Consider the following 24517-nt stretch of genomic DNA (forward strand, 5'->3'; position numbering starts at 1 on the left):
GCGCGGAGCGGAGGTGTGGGGTTCGTCAACCGAGGCTGCCGGCGTGCAGTGCGGCGTAGCGGCCTCCACGCCCGACCAGCTCCTCATGGTCTCCGGCCTCGACGATCCGGCCGGACTCCAGGACCAGGATGCGGTCAGCCTGACGGACGGTGGAGAGTCGGTGCGCGACCACCAGCGTCGTCCGCCCACGCATCAGCCGCGCGAGCGCATCCCGCACCGACGCCTCCGACTCAGCATCCAGTGCGCTCGTGGCCTCGTCGAGCAGCAGGATGCGCGGGTCGCGGATGAGCGCGCGGGCGATCGCCAGCCGTTGACGCTGACCTCCCGATAGTCGCGCGCCGTGCTGGCCCACACGCGTGTCCCACCCCTCGGGCAGCTCCCGAACGAAGTCGAGGGCGTTGGCAGCCTCCAGCGCCGCAGTCACCTCGCGGTCACGAGCCGCGGGAAGTCCGTAGGCGACGTTCTCTCGGACGGTGCCCTCGAACAGGACCGACTCCTGCGGAACAACCGAGATGTGTTGACGAACCGTTCGCAGATCGAGAGAGCCCATGTCGACGCCGTCGAGAAGGATCCGGCCCGACGTTGGCCGGACGAAGCCGAGAACCAGGTTCAGCAGCGTGGACTTGCCCGATCCGGACGACCCGACCAAGGCGATGGTCTCGCCTGCGGCGATGTCCAGATCGATGCCGTGGAGGGCGTCGCCGTCGGCGTCGGCGTAGCGGTAGGTGACACCCCGCAGCGTGAGCCGGCCACTGACGGAGGGGACGCTCTGCCTGCCTTCGTTGAGTTCCAGATCCGGCTCCTGCATCACCTCCGCGATCGACCGCACCGACTCCATGCCCGGGCGGTCACCGGGATGAGCATGAGCAGTTGGGTCAGCCCCTGAGTGAGGAGAGTGAAGTACGTCGACAGCAGGACGACCTCACCTGGCGTGATGGCGAGCACACCCGTCAAGGAGAAGGCTGCAGCGAGGACGAGGCACGCCACTCCCAGCAGCTGCATCGTGATCCACGAGATCGTGGACACGTGGGCATTGAGCATGTCGAGTCGAAGGCCCGCTGTGCGCACCCCGTCTGCGCGACTGGCCACTCGAGTGACCGCGGTCTCCTCGAGCCCGTGAGCGCGCGTCAGGGGAATCATCACTGCCATCTCGCCGACACGGCTGGCAAGGCCCTCCATCTCACGCCGGAACTCCGCGTTCGGCGCCACCGTCCGCCGCCGGAGGGCCGCGCGCAGGCCGATCGCGACCGGAACGGTGAGAGCGTAGACGGGAAGAAATGCTGGCACGGCAAGGGCGGTCATTCCAATGGCGCCGGCCAGAACGATCACCGACGACAGCGCCGGCGGCGTGACCTGCTGAAGCATGAGTTCGATATTCTCGACGTCCCGCACGACCTTCGTCTGGACGACGGAGGAGCTCACCCTGCCGTAGTACCCGATCGAGAGAGTCTGGAGGCGGGCCGCAAGGCTGTTGCGCAGCACTGCTCCCGTGTCTCGGACGACCGTCATGAAGCTGCGTGTGTAGAATAGCGTGTTCGGGTAGTTCTGCAGCAGCAGAGCCGCGGCTACGGCGAACCAGATGAGGACGCCCCGCAGGTCGCCGGAGTTCACCACGATGTCGATGATCGCCGCCGTGACAACAGGCAGATACCAGACCGGGATCTCTTTGAGGGCGAACGCGAGAACGGCGAGGGTGAGCCGCCCTGGTCGCCGCCGCAGCAGGCGGAGAAGTGAGCGCACAGGCCGCGCGCCGCTGATGTCCACGTGACCTCTGTCGTACGGTGGCCGGGCCCTCATGGTGCCGTGCGAACTCCCGTCCCTAAGCCGGTGCCGATGGGGTAGAGGCACGCGGCTGGCTGAAGGCCGGCGTCGGAATCCACGGCACGCACGGCGTCCATGGACACCGGGATGGCGACCGGCAGCCGCCCGATCGGCGGCACGGTCCCCGTCAGGGCATCGATGAGCGAGCCGTCCGAGACGCCGAACGTCACCGTCAACGCAGTGGCGATGTCGGAGAGCGGGGTCAGCACGGCGGCTCGGTCCAGCGCCACGTCGACGATGAGCGGAGCGGCCGCTGCGATCGTCCTCAGCCGATGGATCAGCCCGGGCCTGAACTCCAGGGACCCCTGGTGGAAGAAGGACTCCAGGAACAGGTCGTCGCGAGGATCGAAGGGGGCGCCGATCCGGACGATCGCGACATCGGCCTCCTCCGGGGTGGCCACCACCGGTCCGGGCAGGCCCGGCGTGGCGGGGTCGACGCCCTCCAGGTAGACGCGGGCACCCGGGGCCAGCGGCAGCGCCTGGCGCCCGCGGACCTCGTGGTTCTCGAGCACCACCACCGATCGGGACTGGGCCACCCGTCCCGCCTCGCGGTGTGCGTCACAGCCCGGCACGGTGGCCGCGGCCTCCTCGCCGACGTAGGGGTTGTCGAACAGGCCGAGCCGGAACTTGACGAGGAGGATACGGCGCACCGACTCGTCGAGGCGCGACTCCGGCACCAGGCCTCCTGTCACCAAGCCCAGGAGCGTCTCCACGCACTCCTCACCGCCCACCTGGTCGACGCCGGCGCTCAGCAGCTTGAGGAGGCGTTCGCTCGGTTGCAGCCCCTCCACCCCCCAAGCCCTCGCAGGAAGGACCTGGTCTCCCACGTGGTTGTCGTTGATGAGTTCCCAGTCCGTCAGAATCACACCGTCGAAGCCCATGGCCTGCCGCAGGAGGCCTTGCAGCAGCTGTCGATTGAAGCCGATCCCCACCTCCTCGACGGGGTGGCCGTCCAGCACCAGGCCCACGGGGATGCCGTAGCCGGGCATGATGCCGGCCGTGCCATGCGCGATGGCCGTCCGGAAGGGCTCAAGGTGCTCCTCGAAGCGACCCGCAGGGTAGACGAGCTGCTTGCCGTAGGGGAAGTGCGCTTCCTCGCCGTCCTTCTGGGGCCCGCCGCCGGGGAAGTGCTTCGTGGTGCAGGCGACGCTGCCGGCGCCGGGGACGGGGCCCTGGAGGCCCGTCAGATAGGCGGCGGTGTGTGCCGCCGAGCGGCCCGCCTCGGCGCCGAACGTCTGGAGCTGTCGGCACCAGCGGGGGTCCGTCGCGAGGTCCACCTGGGGATGCAGGGCCGCGCGGATCCCCACGGCCACATACTCCTGCCGGACGATGTCGGCGAACGCCTCCGTAGTCGCCGGATCGTCGATCGCGGCCAACCCGAGGCTGTCGGGCCATTGGGAGAAGGGGCCGCCGGAGAATCCCACCCCCACGTTCTCCGCGAACGCGTGCCGGGGATCACTGGAAATGGTGATCGGGATGCCGTGAGGGGTCTGCTCCGCGAGCCGTTGGAGACGGTTGACCCACCTTGCCGCCGTCGCCCCGTCGGTGATCCCGTGGACGTTGAAGTGGTTCATCAGCTTGCTCAGGACGACGTGGGAGGTGGGCGACTTGCTGATGTTCCCGGGCCGCTCGAGCAGGTCGCCGTCCTGGTCCATCTCGATGACGGTGTGGAACATCAGGCCCACCTTCTCGGCGAGCGACAGCCGCCCGACGAGGTCCTCGACGCGTTCTTCCGGGGTCAGCCGCGGGTCCTCGTAGGGGTCCATGACACCGTTGCGGTTGAGGTCGCGGTAGAGAGTGCCGTCGTCGGAGACCGCGATCACTGGGGCCATGTCCGTGCGCCTTTCGGGGGAGATATCAGGAGGCCGATGTGGGGGATGTGTCTAGGTCACGCGTACGGTGCCTTCACGGCGCCGCACGGTGGTGGGGTTGAGGTCGGCAGGTGGGCGAAGGCGAAGGGCCTCGCGGCTGCTGGTGGGGTGGGTGGCCGTCCCGAGGCGGAACTCAGGGCGGCCACCCACATGGCCGACGGCGTGTGCGTCAGGCCCGCTTGACCTTGACGGTCGTCGACTTGGACTCGGTTGTGCCCTGGGAGTTGACGAGTTCTCCCCGGTACACGTAGGTGCCGTTGGACTTGGCCGTGAACGGCACCTCGATCACCTGGGGGGAGCCCAGGGTCGCGTCCAGCGCCTGAGCGTAGACAAGGACGTCGTTCTCGTAGAGGCGGAAGTAGCTGCCGGGGGTCCCCTTCTTCAGTTCCATGGACACCGTGTAGTTGCCGTCCAACGGCCGCTTGGAGTCGTTGGTGCTCGACAGCTTGGCCACCGACGGCGCGGTCGCGTCGTGGGTGAAGCTGAGCAGGGCGTCCCGGTAAGCGAGGTAGGCGGCCTTTGGCTCGTACTCTTCGGTGAACATGAGGGGCTTCGCGCCCGGCAGCCACGTCCAGAGGTACTTGTCGGTGAACCCCCAGGTGCTGATCTCGGTGACACCTGCGGCGAGGGCCTCGGCCACCACGTCGCCGTAGATCTTTGCCTGAGCATCGGCGTCGTAGGTGTGGACGTCGAGTTCCGCGATGGAGACCTCGAGCCCGAGATCGTGGTAGGAGTTGACGATCTCCGTGATCACGCCCGGCTGGGGGCCGACGTAGGTCTCGTGCATCTGCAGCGCCACCCCGTGGATGGGCACCCCGTCGGCCACCAGCCCGGAGACGAGCTCGTAGAGCGCCTGACGCTTCTCGGGCAGGAACTCCACCATGTTCTCGTTGATGAACAGCTTGGCATCGGGATCCGCCTCATGGGCGATCCGGAAGGCCTCGGCGATGTAGTCCGGGCCCAGCACCTTGTAGAAGTCGTTCTCGTTGAGGGTGGACCCCTGGGTCTCGAACATCTCGGTCACGACGTCCCACCGGTCCATCGTCTCCGAATACCGGCCCATCACCGTGGTGAAGTGCTCGACCATGGCGTCGCGGAACTCGTCAGGATCGGTGATGTCGAGGAGATACTGAGGATTGCAGCACCCGGAGATCAGGCCGTGCCCCTTCACCTGCATGTCGTTGTCCTGGGCGAACTGGACGAGGCGGTCGAGGCCGTCGAAGTTGTACACGTCCTTCTCGGGGTGCACGAACGTCCACTTGAGTTCATTCTGGGGCGACAGGCTTTCGAACTCGGCGGCTAGCACCTGGGCGAACTGGGGGTCGTCGAGGTAATCGGGGTTGACCGCCCCGGACCCGATGAGGATTCCGGCTGGTTCGGCGATCTCCCGGAGGGTTGGTTCGTCGCCGGAGGCCGAGGGCGCGATCAGGGCTGTCAGGCCAAGGGCGGTGGCAACCGCGGTTGCCAGGATGCGTCGATAGCGCATGGGGGGTCCTTCTCTTCTCTGAGTGGATCTCCGCTCGCGTCAATGCGAAGCGGGTGTGTGGATGCGTGTTTCTGGTGCCGCGCGTCGAACGTGTCAACTCCTCTCTCCAAGGCCGGGAGCGGCAACCCGGGTCTGGGTCACGGGTGTTCGCGGAGGTGAGGGATGGTCCGCGTGGCGCAGAGCTCTGCGAGCCAGTGCGCGCTGAGCTTGGGCAGCCGCTCCTGCGTCTCGTAGTCGACGCGGACCACCCCGAAGCGCGGGCCATAGCCCAGCGCCCACTCGAAGTTGTCCAGCAGCGACCACACGAAGTAGCCTTGGACGTTCGCGCCCTGCTCGATGGCCCGGTGGGTCGCCGTGGCGTGCCCGATGAGGTAGCTGGTGCGGTGGTGGTCGAGCACCGCCGGCCGCCCGTCGATCTGCGTCACCTGGTCGTGGAATGCGGCGCCATTCTCCATCACCATGATGGGTAGCTCGGGGTACTCCTCGGTGAGGGCCAGCAGGAGGTTCGTCAAGCCCTGCGGCTCGATGCCCCATCCCATGCCCGTGCGCTCCAGGCTCTCGGGCTGGACGGTCTCGACGTACTCCGAACTGGGGAAGTCCGTGCCGCCGAGGCTCAGGTTCTCCGGGTCGAGGTCGGCCGCGCCGCGCACGTGCATCACCTCGTAGTAGTTGACTCCCAGCAGGTCGAGCGGCTGGTGACAAGTCTCGAGGTCGCCGGGCTGGACGAAGCTCCAGTCGGTCACATGGCGCGTGTAGTCGAAGAGCTCCGCGGGATACGCCCCCGCAGCATGGGTCCGGTGAAGGCCCGGTTGGCGATGGCGTCAACCCGTCGGGCGGCCTCCTCATGGCCGGGCTCCGCCTCGATCCGGAAGATGTTGAGCACCACGGAGACCCGTGCATCGGGTCGTGTGATGGTACGGCGAAGAGCCGCGACCCCCAGGCCGTGGGCCAGGTTGAGATGGTGCACCGCGCGGAGCGCCGCCTCGTGCGACCGCACTCCGGGCGCGAAGGCTCCGCTGCCGTACCCCGAGTAGGAGTTGTTCCACGGCTCGTTGTGCGTGGCCCAGATGGCGACGCGGTCGCCCAGTGCCGCGCCCATCACCTCGGCGTACCTCTCGAACGCGTACGACGTCTGGCGCCCTCGCCAGCCGCCGTGCCGGTCCTCGAGCGACTGGGGCAGATCCCAGTGGTTGAGCGTCACCACCGGCTCGACGCCGCGGGCGAGCAGCCCGTCGACCAGCCTGGAGTAGAAGTCGAGCCCCTCCTGGTTGATGTCGCCGTCGCCCAGCGGCATCACCCGTGGCCACGAGATGGAGAACCGGTACGCGTCAAGGTTGAGCGAGGCGATGAGATCGAGATCGGCCTCGAGGTGGTGGTAGTGGTCCGCGGCCACGTCGCCCGTCGCGCCGTCGGCCGTCTTCCCCGGGGTATGGCTGAAGGTGTCCCAGATGGATGCCCCGCGTCCTCCCTCATGTGCGGCGCCCTCGATCTGGTAGGCGGCAGTGGCCGCGCCGAGGAGGAAGGGCTCGCGAAACGTCAGAGACCCACTCGTGATCTGGTCGTGGTACATGAGGTCCTCCCGGTGCCGTTTCGCCGGAACCTATCAGGTGATTGGTAGCGGATCCAGAGGGTCGGGTGCTATCCGCCGATCCTTGCGCAAATTGTTTTGCGAGGCCTCAGATGCCGCCTTACCTTGATCTCCGGAGCACTCACAGACGAGGCTTCCAGACTTTCAGGGAGGTCAACATGGACCGTTTTATCAGCATCGGCCGGCGAGGAGTTCTCGCCGCCGCCGCAGTCACAACCGCCGTCTCGTTGCTCGCCGGATGCAGCCCCGCGTCGGACGTTGATTCCGCGGCCCCCACGTCGGGCCCGGCGTCCATCGGACCTGCCACTGGCACCATCACCGTCATGGCGGGCGCCCAGGACCTGACCGAGGAGATGATCGCCGAGTTCAAGAAGGACAACCCCGACGTCGAGATCGAGATCATCCTGACGGACCCGACCAGGCTCAACACCATGATCGCGTCGGGCAACCCACCGGACATCGCTACCGGCCCGGCGACGGGTAGCGCCAACTGGAACGCGCGTGGACTGGCCACCGATCTGACGCCCTACCTCGAGCAGAGCACCGTATTGCGTGAGGACGACCTGCAGCCGGTCAACGACGGCTTCCGCTGGGACGGCACGAAGAGCGGCTCCGGCCCGCTGTACGGCATCGTCAAGGACTGGAGCCAGGATGCGAGCCTCTGGTACAACACCCGGCTGTTCGACGAGGCCGGCGTGCCCCACCTCAGCGACACCGAGGCGATCTCCTACGACGAGCTCCTGGAGATCGCCAAGCAGCTGACGGTCAAGGACGGCGACACCACGCAGGTCCATGGCCTGGGCCTCGAGTGGGCGTGGTCCCTCTACGCGCCGATGTCGGCCATGGTCATGCAGCAGGGCGGCAGCCTCTTCAACGACGATCTCACCGAGATCGATTTCACTACCCCCGAAGCACGCCGCGCCTTCCAGTGGTACGTCGACTTCGCGGAGGCGGGAGTCGGTCCCACCTCGCTCGATCCTCTCGCTGACGGCTCGGACTTCTCCACCTTCGCGGCCGAGCGGATGGCCATCACGCAGGACGGCTACTGGTTCGGCGGCAATTTCGCCGCCGAGGGCTCCCTCCAGACCGTCAAGATGGCGCCGGCGCCCACCATGGGCGATACGCGGGTCAACCCCACCTATGGCGGACAGGGCTGGTGGATCCCCGCCAAGGCCGACAACAAGGACGGCGCGTGGCGGCTCATGGAGTACTTCATGGCCGGTCCGCCCGCCGTGGCGCGTGCCTCCAGCGGATGGGGGATGCCGTCTCTGAAGTCCCTGATGGACAAGCTGCCTCAGGAGCTGGACTTCCAGAAGCAGGCGTTCGCCGTCGCCCAGAACGAGATCCAGTTCGCGAAGCCGCTGCCCGACTCCCCGTACATCACGATCGATGCCATCAACGCGGCGATCGACAAGGCGCTGCAGAGCGCGATCAAGGGGACCAGTCCGTCGACGAGGCGACCGCCGCCCTGACCGAAGAGGTCAACGCGCTGCTGGCTCAGGGCCAAGAGCTGATCGGCTAGGACTGACCCATGAAGAAGAAGTGGTCCCGATATCCCGCCCGTACCTTCTACGCTTTCACGGCACCTTGGACCGTCGGTTTCCTCCTGCTCACCGCGGTGCCGTTGATCTACGGCTTCGCCGTGAGCCTGACCAACTTCGACGGGGTGTCGCCGCGCTGGAAGTTCGTGGGATTGCGGAACTACTTCGAGCTGCTGACCGACGGTGACCTGTGGGTCTCGCTGTTCAGGACCCTGGGCTTCGCGGCCATCGTGGTCCCGCTCAGCGTGGCCGGCGCGCTCGGCCTGGCGGTCATGCTCAACCGGCGGCTGAGGGCGGTGGGAGTGTGGCGAACCATCTTCTTCCTGCCCTCGGTCGTTCCGGTAGTCGCCCTGGCCATCATGTGGAAGCTCGTCCTCAACAAGGACTCCGGCATCCTCAACGCCCTCCTCGGCTCCGTCGGCATCGAGAAGATCTCCTGGCTGACGGACCCGATGGCGTTCTACGCACTGGTGATCATGACGCTGTGGGGCCTCGGGGGCGGCATGGTGATTCTGCTGGCAGCCCTCCAGGGGGTGCCGGTGGAGCTCGAGGAGGCGGCCACCGTCGATGGTGCCAGCAAGTGGAGCGTGTTCTGGCACGTGACGGTGCCCATGATCTCCCCGATCCTGTTCTTCCAGGTCATCACCGGGGTCATCGGCGCCCTCCAGATCCTCGTCCAGCCCCTTCTGCTCACCCCCGCCGGCGGCATCACGGGCGCCTCCTCGGTGCCCGAGAGCAACCGGCTCTACATGATCCGCGTCTACGAGGAGTTCTTCACCAAGAACCGGTTCGGGTACGGCTCAGCGATGCTGTGGGTGTACTTCGTGGTCATCCTCGCCCTCACGCTGGTGCTGCTGCGGTCGTCGCGGTCCGCGGTCTATTACGAAGTCGACATGGATGGAGAAGGACGATGACCGCCCTCAGCACCCGCGCGGTTCAGCCACCCGACACCGTCACGCCTCGCAGGAAGCGCGACAGGCAGGTGGGGATCTACGTCCTGGCCGTCATCCTCGCGGCGATCTTCCTCGGCCCGTTCCTGTGGCTGGTCCTGGCCGCGTTCAAGACCCCCGCGGAGTGGGCGGCCCTCCCGATGCAGATCCTTCCGGAGCAGATCAATTGGGACAACTTCGTCTCCGCCGTCACCCAGGCCGACTTCCTCAAGTACCTGAGAAACTCCCTGTTCCTGGCCACCATCTTCGCCACCCTCACGACGCTCTCGAGCGCCACCGTGGGCTTCGGCTTCGCCCGCCTCCGCGCGCCCGGCAAGAAAGCGATGTTCGTGGTGCTGCTGGCGACGATGATGCTCCCGCAGATCCTGACCCTGCTCCCGACCTACATCCTGTTCTCCCAGCTGGGCCTGATCAACACCTATTGGCCGTGGGTGCTGTGGGGCCTCGCCTCGTCGGCCTACTTCGTGTTCCTCTTCCGCCAGTTCTTCTCCTCGATCCCGCGCGAGCTGGAGGACGCGGCCATCATCGACGGCTGCGGCTGGGGGCGCATGTTCTTCACCATCTTCCTGCCCCTGTCCAAGCCCATGCTGATCACCGTGTTCCTGCTCTCCTTCATGGGCAGCTGGGGCGACTACATCGGGCCGGCGCTGTTCCTGGATCAGCAGAAGACCACACTGGCAGTCGCCGTCACCGCGTCCTACGTCGATCCCGCGGGCAACGCCCTCCCGACCGTTCAAGCCGCCGCCAGCGTGCTGTACATCATCCCGGTGCTGGTCATCTTCTTCGTCTTCCAGCGCTACTTCGTGCGGTCCTCCATCGGTTCCGGGCTCAAGGGCTGACGGCCCCACCTCCACTCTTCCCGTTACAGGAGAATCTCCATGCCATCGTCCCATCGGTGCAGCTCTACAGCGTCCGCCACGCCATGGATGCCGACCTGACAGGAACCATCGCGCGCGTCGCCGAACTCGGCTACACCAAGGTGGAGCCCTACGAATTCGTGGATCGCGCACACGAGTACTCGCAGGCGCTGCCCGCGGCAGCGGTCAGCGCCCCGTCGGCGCACGCCTCCGTCATCGATGTCGCCGATCCCCAGCGGGTCTTCGACGCTGCCGCTCTGCTCGGCATCGGCACCGTCATCGACCCCTTCATCCCCAGCGAACGGTGGCGCACGGCCGACGACGCCCACCGCCTCGCCGACCAGGCCAACGCCCTCGCGGCACGAGCCGCCGAGCACGGGCTCCAGTTCGGGTATCACAACCATCAATGGGAGTTCGCCAACCAGTTCCAGGGCAGGTCGGTCTATTCCTACTTCGCCGAGCGGATCTCCGACCATGTGGTCCTCGAGGTGGACACATTCTGGTCCACCGTCGGGGGAGCAGACACGCCCGCGCTGCTGCGCTCACTGGGCTCCCGGGTCCAGTTCCTCCACGTAAAGGATGGGAAGATCGGCGGCGACATCGCCACCGTGCTGCCGAGCAGCGAGAGTGCGCTCGTGGTGCCCGAAGCGCTCGCGCACGCCTTCAAGGAGCAGGTGCCGGCCGGCCATGGGCAGGTCGGAGTGGCCGCCATCCTCGCCGCCGCCCTCACGCGACCCGCGTGGTGGAGTTCGACGACTACGCAGGGGACATCTTCGAGGGTCTCGCCGCGTCGTTGGCCTGGCTGAAGGATAACGACCGATGAGCGGTGCCGGACCCGTCGGTGTTGGAGTGGTCGGTGCCGGGGTGATCTGCGACACGTACCTGGAGAACATGACGAGCTTCCCCGATCTGCGGGTGCTGTTCGTCGCGGATATCGATCCGGAGCGGGCGCGGGCCAAGGCCGAGGCGTACGGCGTGCCGGCCCACGGAGGTTACGCGGACCTGCTCGCCAGGGACGACATCGAGATCGTGGTCAACCTCACCACGCCGGATGTCCACATCGACCTGGACCTCATGGCGATCGTGGCCGGGAAGAGCATCTGGAGTGAGAAGCCGCTGGCGCTCGACGGCGCCACCGCCGCGCAGCTCCTGGCCGCCGCGGATGCGGCGGGCGTGCGCGTGGCGTGCGCCCCGGATACCGTACTGGGCGCGGGCATCCAGACCGCGCTGCGGGCGATCGCTCGGGGCGACATCGGTGAGCCGCTCACCGCCGTGACCGTATTCCAAGGGCCCGGGCCCGAGAGCTGGCACCCGAACCCTGACTTCCTCTACGCCCGCGGCGCCGGCCCGCTGCTCGACATGGGCCCGTACTACGTGACCACGCTGGTGCACGCCTTCGGCCCGATCGCTCGTGTGACCGCCATGGCGTCCAAGTCCCACGGCGAACGCGTCGTCGGCAGTGGACCGCGTCAGGGTGAGCGGTTCCCCGTCGAGGTGCCCACGCACCACTCGGCGCTGATCGGGTTCTCGGGCGGGCAGTCCGCGCAGTCTACGTTCAGCTTCCAGAACGCCCTGCCGCGCGCGGGCGTCGTCGAGATCAGCGGGACCGAGGGCACGCTGGTGCTCCCGGATCCCAACGCGTTCGTCGGCGACTCGGCACTGTGGCGCTTCGACGCATCCACGCCCCAGGTTCTGCCGGCTGTGGGTAACCACCATGGGCGTGGCTCGGGCGTGGTCGACCTCGCCAGGGCCCTCCGCGGCGGGGCGCCCGAGACCGCCGGCGGCGCCCTTGCCTCCCATGTGCTCGACGCGCTGCTCGCGATCGGGGAGGCGGCGGAGACGGGTCACCCGGTGGAGATCACCTCACGGGTGCCGCGGCCGGAGCCGCTCCCAGAGAGCTGGGATCCCGCACTGCGCACGCTCTGAGCGCGCCCCCACTTCCTCCCGCTCTATCCGAAGGACCTTCCGCATGACCGACATCCGCCACCTCATCAGCCGCCTTGACGTGGACGAGAAGATCGCCCAGATCCACGGCCTGCAGCCGCAGGAGCTGCTCCCCCGGGCGCCCACCGCGACGACGCGAACCCCCTCCGGGCGCCGCGACGCCTCGATGTGGACTTCGGCCGGCTCGCCTCGCTCCGGCCCCATGGGCTGGGACACCTGTCGTTGGGCCAGCAGATGAACTGGGACCTGGAGGGTCTGCGCACGGACATCGCCGCCGTCCAAGAGGCGTCGCGAGACTTGGCACCCTTCGGCATCGGCGTGCTGGTGCACGCCGAGGGGGTGAGTGGCTTCGTCCATCCTCAGGGCTACCAGTTCACGACGCCCTGGGGTCAGGCGGCGACGTGGGACCCGTCTATGTCGCGGCGAGTCGGGGAGCTGGCCGCGCGGCAGGCCCGCTCCGTTGGCATCCACCTCTTCCTCTCCCCGGTGCTTGATCTCGCCCGCGACATCCGATGGGGACGGGTACACGAGACGTACGGCGAGGACGCGGAGCTCGCCACCCGCATGGGCATCGGATTCGTGCGGGGCGTCCAGGGCGACGACGGCGACAGCGGGATCCTCGCCACGGGCAAGCACTTCCTCGCCTACAGCATCTCGTCGGGAGGGTTGAACCAGGCCGTCACGCAGCTCGGCAGGCGCGAGCTGGTCGACGTGCACGCCGAACCCTTCCGCCGGCTGATCGCTGAGGCCGGGCTGGCCGTGGTGATGAACTCGTACAACGAGATCGACGGGGTGCCCGCCGTCGCCAACCGTTGGCTGTTCACGGATCTCCTGCGCGGTCAGCTCGGCTTCGACGGGCTGGTGGTCAGTGATTACGGGGCGGTCGCCATGCTCCACAGCGTCTACCGGGTGGCCGCGACACCCGCGCACGCGGCAGGGATCGCGATTCACGCGGGCCTCGACGTCGAGCTCCCCTCCGCGGACATGAGCGGCGGCCTGCGCCCGCTCATCGAGGACGGCACCTTCCGTGAGGAGGACCTCGACCGCGCGGTGACCAACGTCCTGCGGCTCAAGGCGCGGCTGGGCCTCATCCCGGACATCCGTCCCTCGCGGCCCATCCCGGCGGTTCCGCCTATCGAGCGCCACATACCCGAGGACGCCGCCCGGGACGTGGCGGCGGCCGCTGTCACGCTCCTCGCCAACGACGGAGTGCTCCCGCTCACGGCCGGGGCGGTGAAGACTGCGATTGTCGGCCCCGGTGCCGACGAGCTCCGCCTGCACTTCGGGGCCTACAGCACGCTGTCCGAGGCCGAGATCGCCACGACGATCCACCTCATCAACACCGGCCGTCTCCCCGGCATGACCACGACGCCTGACGTCTTCCCGGACCTGTTCCAGACCAGGTTCCCGGGCGTGGAGCCACTCTTCGAGGAGATGGCCCGAGAACTCCATCCCGGCTCGCTGACCCTTGTGGAGGCGCTCCTCGAGCACGAGCCGACGGCGGAGTACCACGCGTTCGGCAACCTTGAGCACGCCGAGCCTCTTGATCTGGCCGCCATGAGGGAGGCGCTGCGCGACGTGGACGTGGTCATCGCCGTTGTCGGCGAACGGACCGGGTGGTCGGGCAACAACACGGCGGGGGAGGGGCGCACGGCCGCCGACCCCAGCCTTCCCGGCAACCAGAACGAGTTGATCGAGGCGCTCCGGGGGCTCGGCAAGCGTGTGGTGACGGTTGTGGTGTCCGGCAGGCCGCTCCTGCTCCTGCCCGTGCACGAGGCGTCGAACGCGGTCGTCCTGGCGCCGCTCCTCGGCCCTGTAGCCGCGCCGGTCATCGCCGACTGCCTCTACGGCGTCACCGAGCCGGGTGGCCGCACCCCCTCGACGTTCCCACGGCAGCTGGGCCAACTCCCGATGTACTACAGCCATCCCGTCGGCAGCGGCTACGAACACCCCACCCTGCCGCGACACGGATACATCGACCTCGACGACAGCAGCCCGCTCTACCCCTTCGGCCATGGCCTGACCTACTCCAGCTTTGATGTGACTCTGACCGAGACCGGGGTCTGGGGCGATGCCGTCCACGCTTCTGGCTCGGTGCGGAACACGGGCGAGCGGGCCGGGACGGCGGTGGTCCAGCTGTACGCGCGCGACGAGGAGGCCTCGATAGTCCGGCCGGTCAAGCAGCTCGTGGAGTTCACCCGGGTGACCCTTGAGCCCGGGGAGTCGCGCGAGGTGTCCTTCACCGTTCCGTTGGCCCGCCTGGCCTACACCGGTCTGGATGACCGACGCGTGCTGGAGCCCGGCGAGATCTCCGTCCTGCTGGGCCTCTCCAGCGCCGACATTCGGTCCCACGCGACGGTCACGGTGCCGGGGTGGGCGGCTGCTCCAACCTGTATCCAACCCGCACCGCTCGCAGGTCGCGCCGGCGATGTCGGCTCGGCCGGACAGCTGCTGGTTTCACCTCTTCCACGCTAGGACTTCTGATGGAAGCTCGACCCCATCGACTCATCGTCAACACAGACGCCAAGAACGAGGCCGACGACCAGTTCGCCATCGTGCAAGCGCTGCTGTCACCGACGCTTGACGTGTGCGGGATCATCCCTGCTCATTTCGGCAGTAGTCGGACACAGACGAGCATGCTCGAGTCGCGGGCAGAGGTCGACGAGATCCTGCGTCTGCTGGATCTGCTGGGCAGTGTTCGCGTGGCTAACGGCGCTCCTCACGCGCTTCCCGACGAGGCCACGCCTGTGCCCTCCGAGGGATCTCGCTTCATCGTCGAGCAGGCTTCCGCAGCCGAGGACCGCTTGTTCATCGCGTTCCTGGGTCCGCTCACCGACATGGCTTCTGCCTTGCTCGAAGAGCCCTCACTCGGTGGCCGCGACATCGTCGTGGTGTGGATCGGTGGTCCCCCTTATGGCGGGATCGAAGCGGCCTATGCTCCGGAGTTCAATCTTTCCAACGATATCGCGGCCGCCAACGTCGTCATGGCGTCGGGTGTCGAGGTGTGGCAGATTCCGATGAACGTCTACTGCATGGTGGGCGTCGGTCACGACGAGCTCCGGCAGCGCGTGGCGCCTTACGGTGAACTCGGCTCCTATCTCACGCGGCAGCTGATCGAGCTGAACGAGTCGTTTTCTACGCCGATGGAGTATCGAACGCTGGGGGACAACCCTGCGATCGGGGCGGTGATGAATCAGAGCGGGGGGACGTGGCGCCTCCGGCCGGCTCCTCGGTTCACGCTGGATGGGGAGATGGCGCCTGGTCCGGACCCCGATCGTCTGATCCGTGTGTACGAGTCGTTTGACGCCCGCTGGCTGGTGGAGGATCTCTTCGCCAAGATTCGTCGACACGCCGAACACCCTTTGGAGGACTGATGGTCTGGCAGGCACGAATGATCTCTGCGGGCGCGGACTTCGCCGGCGCGCCGCTGCTGCGCCGCGAGTTCAGCCTTGACGAGAGGGCCGGTCGAGTCTCGCGGGCGCGGCTGACCCTGACGGCGCTGGGTGTGGTGGAGGCCTGGATTAACGGCCGGCCAGTGTCCGGGGACCTGCTTGTTCCGGGCTGGACGTCGTATGAGTGGCGCCTCCGCTATGCCGACTACGACGTCACCGAGCTCGTGGACGGGCCGTCGCTGGTGCTCGGGCTCTCGCTGGGCAAGGGGTGGCATGGAGGGCGCATGGGCTGGGCGCCGGAGGGGTCCTGGTACGGCGACGACATCGCGGTCCTCGCCCAACTCGAGGTCACCTACGACGACGGTACGCAGGAACTTCTCATCACCGATGAGAGCTGGCGCTCTGGGCCGAGCGCGATTCTCGCCAACGACCTCTACGACGGACAGACCATCGATGCCCGGCTCCGAGACGAGCGGTGGAAGCATCCCGGATTCGACGACGCGTCGTGGCTCGGGGTCCGTGCGCTCGATTTCGAGACCGAGAAGCTGGTGCCTTACATCGGTCCGCACGTGCGCCGGTGGGCAACCCTCTCGCCCCAGTCCATCACGCGGTCACCGTCTGGCAAGACGCTCGTCGACTTCGGCCAGAACCTGGTGGGCTGGGTGAAGTTCACAGCTACCGGTGCACCCGGAACCGAGATCACCATCCGGCACGCCGAGGTCCTGGAGAACGGAGAACTAGGGACCGAACCACTGCGCTCTGCGGAGGCCACCGACCGCTACATCCTCAGCGGCGGTCGCGACGAGTTCGAGCCCACCTTCACCTTCCACGGGTTCCGGTATGCGGAGGTCAGCGGGTGGCCGGGCGAGCTGCGCACCGAAGATCTCGTGGCGGTCGCCGTCGGCTCGGAATTGAAGCGCACCGGACACCTCACCACGTCCAACCCGCTCCTCAACCGGCTCCACGAGAACGTCGTCTGGGGTCTGCGGGGCAACTTCCTCGCGGTCCCGACGGATTGTCCGCAACGCGACGAGCGGCTCGGCTGGACCGGTGACATCTCGGTGTTCGCCCCGGCGGCGGCGTTCCTGTTTGACGTCAAGGATTTCCTCAGCGACTGGCTGATCGATCTGGCCCTGGAACAGAAGCACCGAGACGGTATCGCCGGCTGGGTCGTGCCGGACGTTATGAAGTACCTTCCCGCGGACTCAGTGTTCGGGGTGAGTGACTCCACCGCCATATGGGGAGATGCCGCCGTGTGGGTCCCATGGACGCTATACCAGGCCTACGGGGATGTCGCCGTGCTGCGGCGTCAGTACGAATCAATGTGCTCCCACGTGCGGCGTGTGGAACGGCTGCTGTCGCCCAACGGCGTGTGGGACGGTAACTTCCAGTTCGGAGACTGGCTGGATCCGGATGCGCCGCCGGACCAGCCCGCCCGCGCCAAGGCGGACCCCGCAGTGGTGGCCACAGCGTGTGCCTACCGCTCTGCCACCATCGTGGCCCAGACCGCCGCACTCCTCGGCAGAGACTCCGACCACGCCGAGTTCGGCGGGCTCGCTGCTCGCCTGAAGCGGGCCTTCGGCGACGTCTACGTGCACGACGGGGTGGTCACAAGCGATTGCTCCACCGTGTACGCGCTGGCCATCGTCTTCGGCCTCCTGTCCCCGAGGACGAGGTCTCGGCGGGCGGAAGGCTCGCGGAACTCGCGCGCGCGGCCGACTTCCGGGTGACCACGGGGTTCGCCGGGACCCCATTCATCACGGAAGCGCTATCCAGGACCGGCCATCTCGATGTCGCCTACCGTCTCCTCCTGGAGACGGGCTGCCCGTCGTGGCTCTACCCCGTGACGATGGGGGCGACGACGATCTGGGAACGATGGGACTCCCTGCTGCCCGACGGGAGGATCAATCCCAGCGGGATGACCAGCTTCAACCACTACGCGCTCGGGGCGGTGGCCGACTGGATGCACAGGGTCATCGGCGGCGTCTCTCCGCTGGCGCCGGGCTACTCTCGGGTGCTCGTGGCGCCGCAGCCGGGAGGGGAGCTGACGGAGGCCCACACCGCTCTCGACACCCCCCACGGCCGGGTGGAGGTCCGCTGGACGGTCGCGGGAACCACGTTGAGGGTGGCGGCCGAACTGCCTGCGGGTGTCGACGGCGTCCTGCGTCTCCCCGGCCGGCCGGATCGGGAGCTCGGCCCGGGCCTCACGATTGAAACCTGTGCTTTCCTAGACGGGTGAGCACAGACGCCCCCAGAAGTTCCGCAGCCACGCTGAGCGACGTCGCGAAGGTGGCGGGGGTCTCGCCCGGGACCGTGTCGCGGGTGCTGAGCCAGCGCGGTGATTTCCGTCCTGACACCCGCGCCCGGGTACTGGCAGCTGCGGAGGCGCTGGGCTATGACCGCTCGTGGACCCGTCGGGGTCGTCGCGCGCCGGAGGCGACCACCGTCGACCTGATCGTCGGCCAGGTGTCCCACGCCTGGAGCGACCGCGCGGTGCGGGGAGCCTGGCACGGAGCCGTGAGCATGGGTCTGGACCTTACTCTCACCACTGAGCGGTTGGAGGACGACAACGACGACTGGCCCAGCCGGGTCGTCCGGCGAGGCACCGCCGGCATCATCATCGGCCTGGCGCACCCCTCACCGTCGCAGCTGGCCACACTGCGGGCGGCGCACGTGCCCGTCGTCCTCCTCGAACCCATCACCGGCTCTTGGGCCGACGTCTGCAGCGTGGGCACGACAAACTTTGAGGGCGGCTACGCCGCCGGGGCGCACCTGGCAGAAACCGGAATCGTCGACTTCGTCAGCGTCCAGGCCAGGCCGGCGTACAAATTCGTTCGCGGGCGGGAGTCGGGCTTCCAAGCCGCGGTCGAGGCCAGCGGTCCCGACAGCAGGCTACGCACCGTGCGCACCGGTTGGGACGGGGCCGGCCCGGTCCCCGAGCTCGCCAAGGTCATGGCCGACCGCAGGGGCAGGCTGGGCGTCTTCGCCTCGAACGACGCCATCGCGCTGCGGTGCTACGAGTCCGCCTTCCACGCCGGGTTGAGGGTGGGCGTCGACGTCCTCGTCGTGGGTTTCGACGACGAGGTGCGCGCGGCACGCGCCACCCCGCCGCTCACCACGCTGCACCAGCCCATCGAGCAGATGACGGCGAAGGCCGTTGAGATCATCTGCGGCGGGGCGGCCGAGGAACTGTGGCTCAATCCTGAACGCCACGAACTCCCCGCGAACCTCGTGATCCGCGAATCCACCGCCGGACCCGGCTCGGGCTAGCCGATCCGGGCCTACCCGTCCTCCGTTGGCAGGCTCAGACCCGCTCCGACCGGGTAGAGGCACGCCTCGGGCGGGAGCCCCGCGTCGGATTCCACCGCGCGCACCGCGTCCATCGACGCCGGAAGGCCGATCGGCAACCGCCCGATGGGGGGCATCGTCCCAGTGAGAGCGTCCAGGAGCCCGGCGTCTGAGACGCCGAAGGTCACCGTCAGCGCGGAGGCTATGGGCGCCAGCGGTGTGAGCACGGCGGCTCGGTCCAGGGCTACGTCCACGACGAGCGGGACCGTCCGGGCCAGCGAGGCGAGTCGGTGCACCAGGCCGGGCCTGAACTCCAGGGAGCCCTGGTGGAAGAAGGACTCCAGGAACAGGTCGTCGCGCGGATCGAAGGGGCGCCGAGCCGACGATCGCGACATCGGCCTCCTCCGGGGTGGCCACCACGGGCCCCGGCAGCCCGGGGGTGGCGGGATCGATGCCCTCCAGATAGACGCGCAGCCCTGGGGCCAGCGGCAGCGCGGGACGGCCGAGGACCTCGCGGTTCTCCAGCACCACCACCGAGCGTGACTGCGCCGTCCGGCCCGCCTCCCGGTGGGCGGGGCGCCCTGCAACCGCGGCGGCGGCCTCCACGTCGACGTACGGGTTGTCGAACAGGCCCAGCTGGAACTTCACCAGCAGGATCCGGCGCGCGGACTCGTCGATGCGGGACTCGGGCACCAGCCCGTCCTCCACCAGGCTCAGGATCACCTCCACGCACTCCTCACCGCCCACTTGGTCCGCACCCGCGTCGAGGAGCTTCAGCATGCGTTCGCGAGGATCCAGCCCCTCGACTCCCCAGGCCCTGGCAGGGAGGACCTGCGTCCCCACCACGTTGTCGTTGACCAACTCCCAGTCCGTGAGGATCACGCCGTCGAATCCCAGCCGCTCGCGCAGCAGCCCTTGGAGCAGTTGGCGATTGAAGCCGATGCCGACCTGCTCGACGGGCTCCCCGTCGAGGACGAGCCCTGTAGGAATGCCGTAGCCGGGCATGATGCCCGCGGTCCCGTACTCAACGGCAGCACGGAAGGGAGCGAGGTGCTCTTCAAACCTGCCGGCCGGATAGACCAGCTGCTTGCCATAGGGGAAGTGAGCCTCCTCGCCGTCCTTCTGCGGACCTCCGCCGGGGAAGTGCTTGGTGGTGCACGCGACGGTCTCGGGCGCGGGCAAGGGGCCCTGCAGGCCACGGAGGTAGGCGACGGTGTGCGCCGCGGAACGCTCGGGATCCGCCCCGAACGTCTGAAGCTGGCGGCACCAGCGGGGTTCCGTGGCCAGATCAACCTGGGGGTGCAGGGCGGCACGGATCCCCACGGCCACGTACTCCTGCCGCACCACCGAAGCGAAGATCTCGGTGGTAGCTGGGTCGTCGATCGCGGCGAGGCCCAGGCTGTCGGGCCATTGGGAGAACGGGCCGCCGGAGAAACCGACGCCGACGTTCTCCGCGAAGGCGTGACGCGGATCGCTGGAGATGGTGACGGGGATCCCGTGCGGTGTGTCCTCGGCCAGATGCTGGAGGGCATTATTCCAGCGGGCGGCCGCCTTCCCGTCGGGCACGTCGTGGACGTTGAAGTGGTTCATCAGCTTGTCCCCCACCACCTGGGAGGTGGGGGACTTGCTGATGTTGCCCGGCCGTTCCAGGAGGGCGCCACCCTCGCCCATCTCGATGACGGTGTGGAACATGAGCCCCACCTTCTCGGCCAGCGACAGCCGCCCGACGAGGTCTTCGGGGCGCTCCTCCGGGGTCAGCTGGGGGTCCTCGTAGGGGTCCATAACACCGTTGCGGTTGAGATCGCGGTAAGTCGGGTTCTCTGAGCTGGTCATGACTGCCCCTTCATGGGTGTCGCTGTGGCGATGCGGTGGGGATGCTCGACATGGTGAATGGCAGAGGAGTCTGTGCCGGCGAGTGACCGGCACAGACTCCTCAGTGAGGACGATGCGGGTCAGGACACCCGGGCGACCGTGACGCTGGTCTTCCTGGTTCCGTGGGAGTTGACGAGGTCACCGCGGTACTTGTAGGTGCCGGCCGCCTTGTCGGTGACGGGCACCTCGATGATCTGGGGCGACCCGAGCCTGGCGTCGAGGGCTTGGACGTGGACGAGGACATCATTCTCGTACAGGTGGAAGTAGGTGCCGGGCGTGATCATCAATACCGATGCCAAGAACGAAGCTGACGATCAATTCGCAATTGTGCACGCACTGCTCTCACCCTCGCTGCAGGTGGAGGGGATCATTCCGGCACACTTCGGAGACCGCCGTTCGGCGCACAGCCTGGAGGAGAGCCGTGAGGAGGTCGATCTGGTTCTGCGACTACTTGGCATGTCCGAGAGGATTGTGGTGGCTAATGGGGCTGCGACGGCCCTGCCGGACGAAGATACCCCCATGGACTCGCCCGGCGCGCGCCTGATCATCCACGCAGCGCGCAGACCGGGGCGGTTGTTCCTCATCTTCCTCGGACCTCTTACGGACATGGCGAGTGCTCTGCTGCTGGATCCTGCGCTGCGACACAACCGGGACCTCACGGTGGTATGGATCGGGGGCAGCCCGTATGACGGCGTTCATGGAGACGAGCCCGCAGGGGAGTTCAACCTGTCCAACGATGTCGCCGCAGCGAACGTCGTGATGCGGTCGGGGGTCGCGGTGTGGCAGATCCCCTGGTCGGTCTACACGATGGTCTCGGTTGGATACGCTGAGCTGGATGCGCGCGTGGCGCCCTTCGGAAAGCTGGGCGAGTACCTGGTTCGGCAGCTCAAGGACTTCAATGCGTCCTTCGCCGATGTTGAGGAGATGGAGTACCGCTCGCTCGGAGACTCACCCGCCGTTGGAGTGGTGCTCAACCCGCGCGGTGCGGTGTGGCGTCTCCACCCAGTGAGGATCTTCGATGAACACGCACGATTGTCCGGAGTGGTGGTACCCGGCCGAACCGTGCAGGTCGCTGACTCAGTCGACGTCCGGTGGCTCCTGGAAGACATGTTCGCCAAGATCCAACGTTTCGCCTCCCTTGGTGCTGAGGCCTGAACCGTCGAGATCAGCCGCCTTCTTTGGTTCGGCTGTCCGCTAAGCGGTTACCTCGTAGCACAGTCGTAGCACGGGGACGTCTGACCAAGGCTAGACTCCTAGTCAGCGGCGTTTCGGCAGGGGTTCGAGTCCCCTATGCTCCACAACAAGCCCACCCCAACCAGCCGTGAGTGCCCGCGCCCGACTGACAAGATCAGCCGGGTGCAGCGCTTTAGGCCGTGCAGGGGGTCGTGCCGCTCGGCGTCTCCACCGCCGTCGAGTGTTCCTCGAGGACCAGCCCGTCCATGAACCCGCACACGAACGGCAGGTCGAGGTCGCTCGCGTCCAGTTCCGCGTCGAACTTCGTGATCAGCGTGTCGCCGTCCCAGCGTCCCTGGCCGCCGAATGCTCCCAGTTGCGACTCGAGCAGCATGACCGCGCCCGCCTTGTTGTAGCCGTCGTCATCGCCGCCGCCGGGATCGGCCTTAGTCTCGGTGGGGGCCGCAGGGGTGCTCTTCTCCGGCGGGGTCGACGGCGTCGCCTCGCCAGCGCAGGCGCTGAGGAGGAGCAGCAAGGTGCCGGAGGCGAGTGCGGCGAGTATGCGCATGATGGTGATGTCCTCTTGTCGTCGGCTTGTCCGCTGAGCGGCGGGCCACGTCCGAGGGCTCATGGAGCACCCGAACGCAGACCATCAACGCTAGTGACGGGACCTTCAGCATCCTTAACGCGCGCGTTAAGGTTTGCTAGGGTGACGCGATGTCAGCGTCGATGCGGTTCTCTCTCCACTTTTCCGGTTCAGAGGTCTTCCAGCAGTCCCGGGCTGCGCGCACGCTGCTGGACGAGCTGGACGCCGACGACCATGCGGAGCGGGCCAGGCTGCTGGCGATCCTCACGGCCGCGAGCGTGTTCTTCGACCCCCAGGCAGCGGCGTCGGCAGCTGCGGATGCCGCTGCCGCCGCTGAGCGGGCCGGGGACGGCGTGTCGCGTGCGTGGGCGTTGATCGCGTCCAGCGTGTCCGACCTGTCGTGCGCCACCACCGAGCAACGGCTGGAGATGACGCGCGAGGTCATCCAGATCTCGATGGATACCGGCGAGGCGGCGTTCCTGCCGATGAGCTTCTTCCTACACCTGGCCGCCCTCGCGGAACTGGGGAGGATGTCGGAACTCGACCTGGCGCTCAGCCCGGTCGGCCCAATCCTCGGTCACTTCCCGGAACTGAAGGACGGTCGACACGTCACGTGGTTCCGGTGTTTCCAGGCGATGCTCAGGGGCGACGTGCGTGACGCCGAACAGCTCGCGCAGCAGGGACTCGCCGTCTCGCAGGCCGACGACCCAGACGCCCAGGCCGTCTACGTCGGACAGCTGGCCATCATCCGCTGGATGCAGGGGCGGGTGGTGGAACTCGAGCCCCTGTTCCTGCAGGTCCGCCAGGCCGCGCCGCACGAGCCCGTGTGGGCGGTGTGCCTGGCCTGGATGTGGCTGAAGCAGGGGCGCACCAGCGCGGCCCGGTCGCTCGTCGCGGCGCTGCCGCCCGTCGCGGAACTGCCCATCGACCGCAACTGGCTCTCCACACTCTGCATCCTGACCGAGGTCGCCCATCAGCTTCACCAGACGGAACTGGCGCGGGACCTCTACGCCGCGCTGGTCCCCTATCAGGATCGCCTGATGACCGTCGGGCTCGGGATCGCGTTCTGGGGGACCGTGGCCAGGCCGCTGGCGCTGGCCGCGAGGACGATGGGCGACACCGGCCTCGCGATCTCCCACTATCGCCACGGCATCGAGGTGGCGAGCCGCTGCGGCGCCCATCCGTGGTTGGCCGAATTGCAGTGGGAACTGGCCAGACTGCTCGGCGACCAGGCAGACGAGGCCGCGCACGACGAGGCAGTCGCGCTCGCCGTCGAATCGCTCGCCACCGCGCAGGCCCTGCACCTGCACACGACCGAGGAGATGGCCTCGCGCACCCTCGCCGCACTGCGCAGCGCTTCGGCGCTCCGGCAACGATCATCCTCGGTGGGGACGGAGCTGGACGTCGCCCGCGCCAGGATCCAGGTATTCAGCGGATTCGTCGTCACCTCCGTCGACGGATCCGAAGGGCGATGGCAGTCGCGCAAGGCCAGGCAGATGCTCAAGATCCTCATCGCCCGACGGGGCACCGCGATGAGCAGGGGCACGTTGATGGACATGCTCTGGCCCGACGTGCCGCCTCACCAGTTGACCAACCGGTTCTCGGTCGCGGCCGCGGCGGTGAGACGCGCGCTCGACCCGTCGTCGGTCCTGGAACGCGACGCGTTCCTCGGGTACCGCGACGGGCTCATCCAGCTGCGCATCGACGCCCTGGACATCGACGCCGAGCAGTTCCTCACCACCGCGGAGAGTGCCCTCGCCGAACCTGCCACCGCCACCGAACGCATCGAGCGGCTCAGCGCCGCGTTGTCGCTCTACACGGGCGAGCCGTTGCAGGAGGAGCAGAGCGAGCTCTGGGCAGCGGACTTCCGTCGCGAGATCCACGAGGTCTTCTTCTCCGCGGCCCACACCCTGGCCGAACTGTTCGCCGCGGAGGGTGACCACCTCTCCCGCCTCGAGACCTATCGGCGTGTGCTCGCGCTCGACGAGTTCGACCAGCGGGCCCACGAGGGTGTGATCAGCTCATTGACGGAGCTGGGCGCCCACGGCCGCGCGGACGCCGCCCGCGAGGAGTACGTCCGCACCGTCGGTTCCCTCGGCGTTCCGCTGGGAGAGGCCCTGGTGCGGCGCCGGGACTGACGGTGTCGCC

The 24517-nt window shown here is 67.8% G+C and carries 20 protein-coding genes and 2 pseudogenes; 13 read left to right on the plus strand and 9 right to left on the minus strand.

The features are described from left to right. Window positions 1-25 precede the first annotated feature (25 nt). The 5 genes and pseudogenes from H9L22_RS19095 to H9L22_RS20565 all read right to left on the minus strand — a co-directional run bounded on the left by H9L22_RS19095 (window position 26) and on the right by H9L22_RS20565 (window position 6748). A complete protein-coding gene (locus tag H9L22_RS19095) occupies window positions 26-838 on the minus strand; it encodes an ABC transporter ATP-binding protein (protein ID WP_226965890.1) in 813 nt (270 codons plus the stop codon). Next, window positions 808-1764, minus strand: a complete 957-nt coding sequence (locus H9L22_RS19100; protein ID WP_226965891.1) for an ABC transporter transmembrane domain-containing protein — start codon at window positions 1762-1764, stop codon at window positions 808-810. Before H9L22_RS19100 ends, H9L22_RS19095 begins: the two co-directional genes overlap by 31 nt. A 29-nt stretch (window positions 1765-1793) precedes the next feature. Further along, window positions 1794-3653 carry a glycoside hydrolase family 3 protein gene (locus tag H9L22_RS14725; RefSeq protein ID WP_187720569.1) on the minus strand — a complete coding sequence of 620 codons (1860 nt, stop codon included), beginning with the start codon at window positions 3651-3653 and terminating at the stop codon, window positions 1794-1796. Window positions 3654-3861: 208 nt separating this feature from the next. Next, window positions 3862-5178 carry an endo-1,4-beta-xylanase gene (locus H9L22_RS14730; RefSeq protein WP_187720570.1) on the minus strand — a complete coding sequence of 439 codons (1317 nt, stop codon included), beginning with the start codon at window positions 5176-5178 and terminating at the stop codon, window positions 3862-3864. Between the two features lie 137 nt (window positions 5179-5315). Beyond that, window positions 5316-6748 (minus strand): annotated as a pseudogene (locus H9L22_RS20565) (GH1 family beta-glucosidase). Between the two features lie 176 nt (window positions 6749-6924). Here H9L22_RS20565 and H9L22_RS14740 point away from each other — a divergent pair. Genes H9L22_RS14740 through H9L22_RS14785 form a run of 11 tightly spaced genes read left to right on the plus strand, consistent with a single transcriptional unit; the run spans window position 6925 to window position 18720 of the window. Then, window positions 6925-8238 carry an ABC transporter substrate-binding protein gene (locus tag H9L22_RS14740; RefSeq protein WP_187720571.1) on the plus strand — a complete coding sequence of 438 codons (1314 nt, stop codon included), beginning with the start codon at window positions 6925-6927 and terminating at the stop codon, window positions 8236-8238. A gap of 59 nt (window positions 8239-8297) precedes the next feature. Continuing rightward, window positions 8298-9221 (plus strand): carbohydrate ABC transporter permease, encoded by a 924-nt coding sequence (locus tag H9L22_RS14745; protein ID WP_187720572.1) that lies wholly within the window; start codon window positions 8298-8300, stop codon window positions 9219-9221. Continuing rightward, the gene (locus H9L22_RS14750) at window positions 9218-10096 is read left to right on the plus strand and encodes a carbohydrate ABC transporter permease (RefSeq protein ID WP_187720573.1); all 879 of its coding nucleotides are present in this window, start codon (window positions 9218-9220) and stop codon (window positions 10094-10096) included. The genes H9L22_RS14745 and H9L22_RS14750 overlap by 4 nt, the downstream gene beginning before the upstream one ends. Window positions 10097-10152: 56 nt before the next feature. After that, window positions 10153-10920 (plus strand): sugar phosphate isomerase/epimerase family protein, encoded by a 768-nt coding sequence (locus H9L22_RS14755; RefSeq protein WP_226965892.1) that lies wholly within the window; start codon window positions 10153-10155, stop codon window positions 10918-10920. A 13-nt stretch (window positions 10921-10933) separates the two neighbouring features. Next, window positions 10934-12040, plus strand: coding sequence for a Gfo/Idh/MocA family protein (locus tag H9L22_RS14760; protein WP_187720574.1), 1107 nt, complete (start codon window positions 10934-10936; stop codon window positions 12038-12040). Window positions 12041-12083: 43 nt separating this feature from the next. Further along, the gene (locus tag H9L22_RS14765) at window positions 12084-12296 is read left to right on the plus strand and encodes a hypothetical protein (RefSeq protein ID WP_187720575.1); all 213 of its coding nucleotides are present in this window, start codon (window positions 12084-12086) and stop codon (window positions 12294-12296) included. After that, a complete protein-coding gene (locus tag H9L22_RS14770; protein ID WP_187720576.1) occupies window positions 12293-14533 on the plus strand; it encodes a glycoside hydrolase family 3 N-terminal domain-containing protein in 2241 nt (746 codons plus the stop codon). The genes H9L22_RS14765 and H9L22_RS14770 overlap by 4 nt, the downstream gene beginning before the upstream one ends. 8 nt (window positions 14534-14541) lie before the next feature. After that, a complete protein-coding gene (locus H9L22_RS14775; protein ID WP_187720577.1) occupies window positions 14542-15432 on the plus strand; it encodes a nucleoside hydrolase in 891 nt (296 codons plus the stop codon). Continuing rightward, a complete protein-coding gene (locus tag H9L22_RS14780) occupies window positions 15432-17180 on the plus strand; it encodes a family 78 glycoside hydrolase catalytic domain (RefSeq protein ID WP_406707794.1) in 1749 nt (582 codons plus the stop codon). Before H9L22_RS14775 ends, H9L22_RS14780 begins: the two co-directional genes overlap by 1 nt. Further along, window positions 17177-17689: an alpha-L-rhamnosidase-related protein gene (locus H9L22_RS20570; RefSeq protein WP_406707795.1), complete on the plus strand. Its 513-nt coding sequence runs from the start codon at window positions 17177-17179 to the stop codon at window positions 17687-17689. The genes H9L22_RS14780 and H9L22_RS20570 overlap by 4 nt, the downstream gene beginning before the upstream one ends. Continuing rightward, window positions 17686-18720 carry a LacI family DNA-binding transcriptional regulator gene (locus tag H9L22_RS14785; RefSeq protein WP_187720578.1) on the plus strand — a complete coding sequence of 345 codons (1035 nt, stop codon included), beginning with the start codon at window positions 17686-17688 and terminating at the stop codon, window positions 18718-18720. Before H9L22_RS20570 ends, H9L22_RS14785 begins: the two co-directional genes overlap by 4 nt. An 11-nt stretch (window positions 18721-18731) precedes the next feature. On the opposite strand, the gene H9L22_RS19110 is transcribed toward H9L22_RS14785, so the two are convergent. The 3 genes and pseudogenes from H9L22_RS19110 to H9L22_RS14795 form a co-directional block, all read right to left on the minus strand. Further along, window positions 18732-19133 carry a hypothetical protein gene (locus H9L22_RS19110; protein ID WP_226966377.1) on the minus strand — a complete coding sequence of 134 codons (402 nt, stop codon included), beginning with the start codon at window positions 19131-19133 and terminating at the stop codon, window positions 18732-18734. A 316-nt stretch (window positions 19134-19449) separates the two neighbouring features. After that, window positions 19450-20571 (minus strand): annotated as a pseudogene (locus H9L22_RS19115) (glycoside hydrolase family 3 N-terminal domain-containing protein); the annotation flags it as partial. Window positions 20572-20690: 119 nt separating this feature from the next. Continuing rightward, on the minus strand, window positions 20691-20894 hold the full coding sequence (locus H9L22_RS14795) for a hypothetical protein (protein ID WP_187720579.1): 204 nt from the start codon (window positions 20892-20894) through the stop codon (window positions 20691-20693). On the opposite strand from H9L22_RS14795, the gene H9L22_RS14800 reads away from it, so the two are divergent. Beyond that, entirely contained in the window at window positions 20887-21765 is an 879-nt protein-coding gene (locus H9L22_RS14800) for a nucleoside hydrolase (protein ID WP_226965894.1), read from the plus strand. The genes H9L22_RS14795 and H9L22_RS14800 overlap by 8 nt on opposite strands. A 211-nt stretch (window positions 21766-21976) precedes the next feature. Here the strand turns inward: H9L22_RS14800 and H9L22_RS14805 are convergent, their stop codons facing one another. Continuing rightward, window positions 21977-22351 carry a hypothetical protein gene (locus H9L22_RS14805; RefSeq protein ID WP_187720581.1) on the minus strand — a complete coding sequence of 125 codons (375 nt, stop codon included), beginning with the start codon at window positions 22349-22351 and terminating at the stop codon, window positions 21977-21979. A gap of 149 nt (window positions 22352-22500) precedes the next feature. Here H9L22_RS14805 and H9L22_RS14810 point away from each other — a divergent pair, with 149 nt between their 5' ends. Further along, window positions 22501-24507 (plus strand): BTAD domain-containing protein, encoded by a 2007-nt coding sequence (locus H9L22_RS14810; protein WP_187720582.1) that lies wholly within the window; start codon window positions 22501-22503, stop codon window positions 24505-24507. Window positions 24508-24517 lie beyond the last annotated feature (10 nt).

It is taken from the genome of Tessaracoccus defluvii, from assembly GCF_014489575.1.
Taxonomy (GTDB): domain Bacteria; phylum Actinomycetota; class Actinomycetes; order Propionibacteriales; family Propionibacteriaceae; genus Arachnia; species Arachnia defluvii.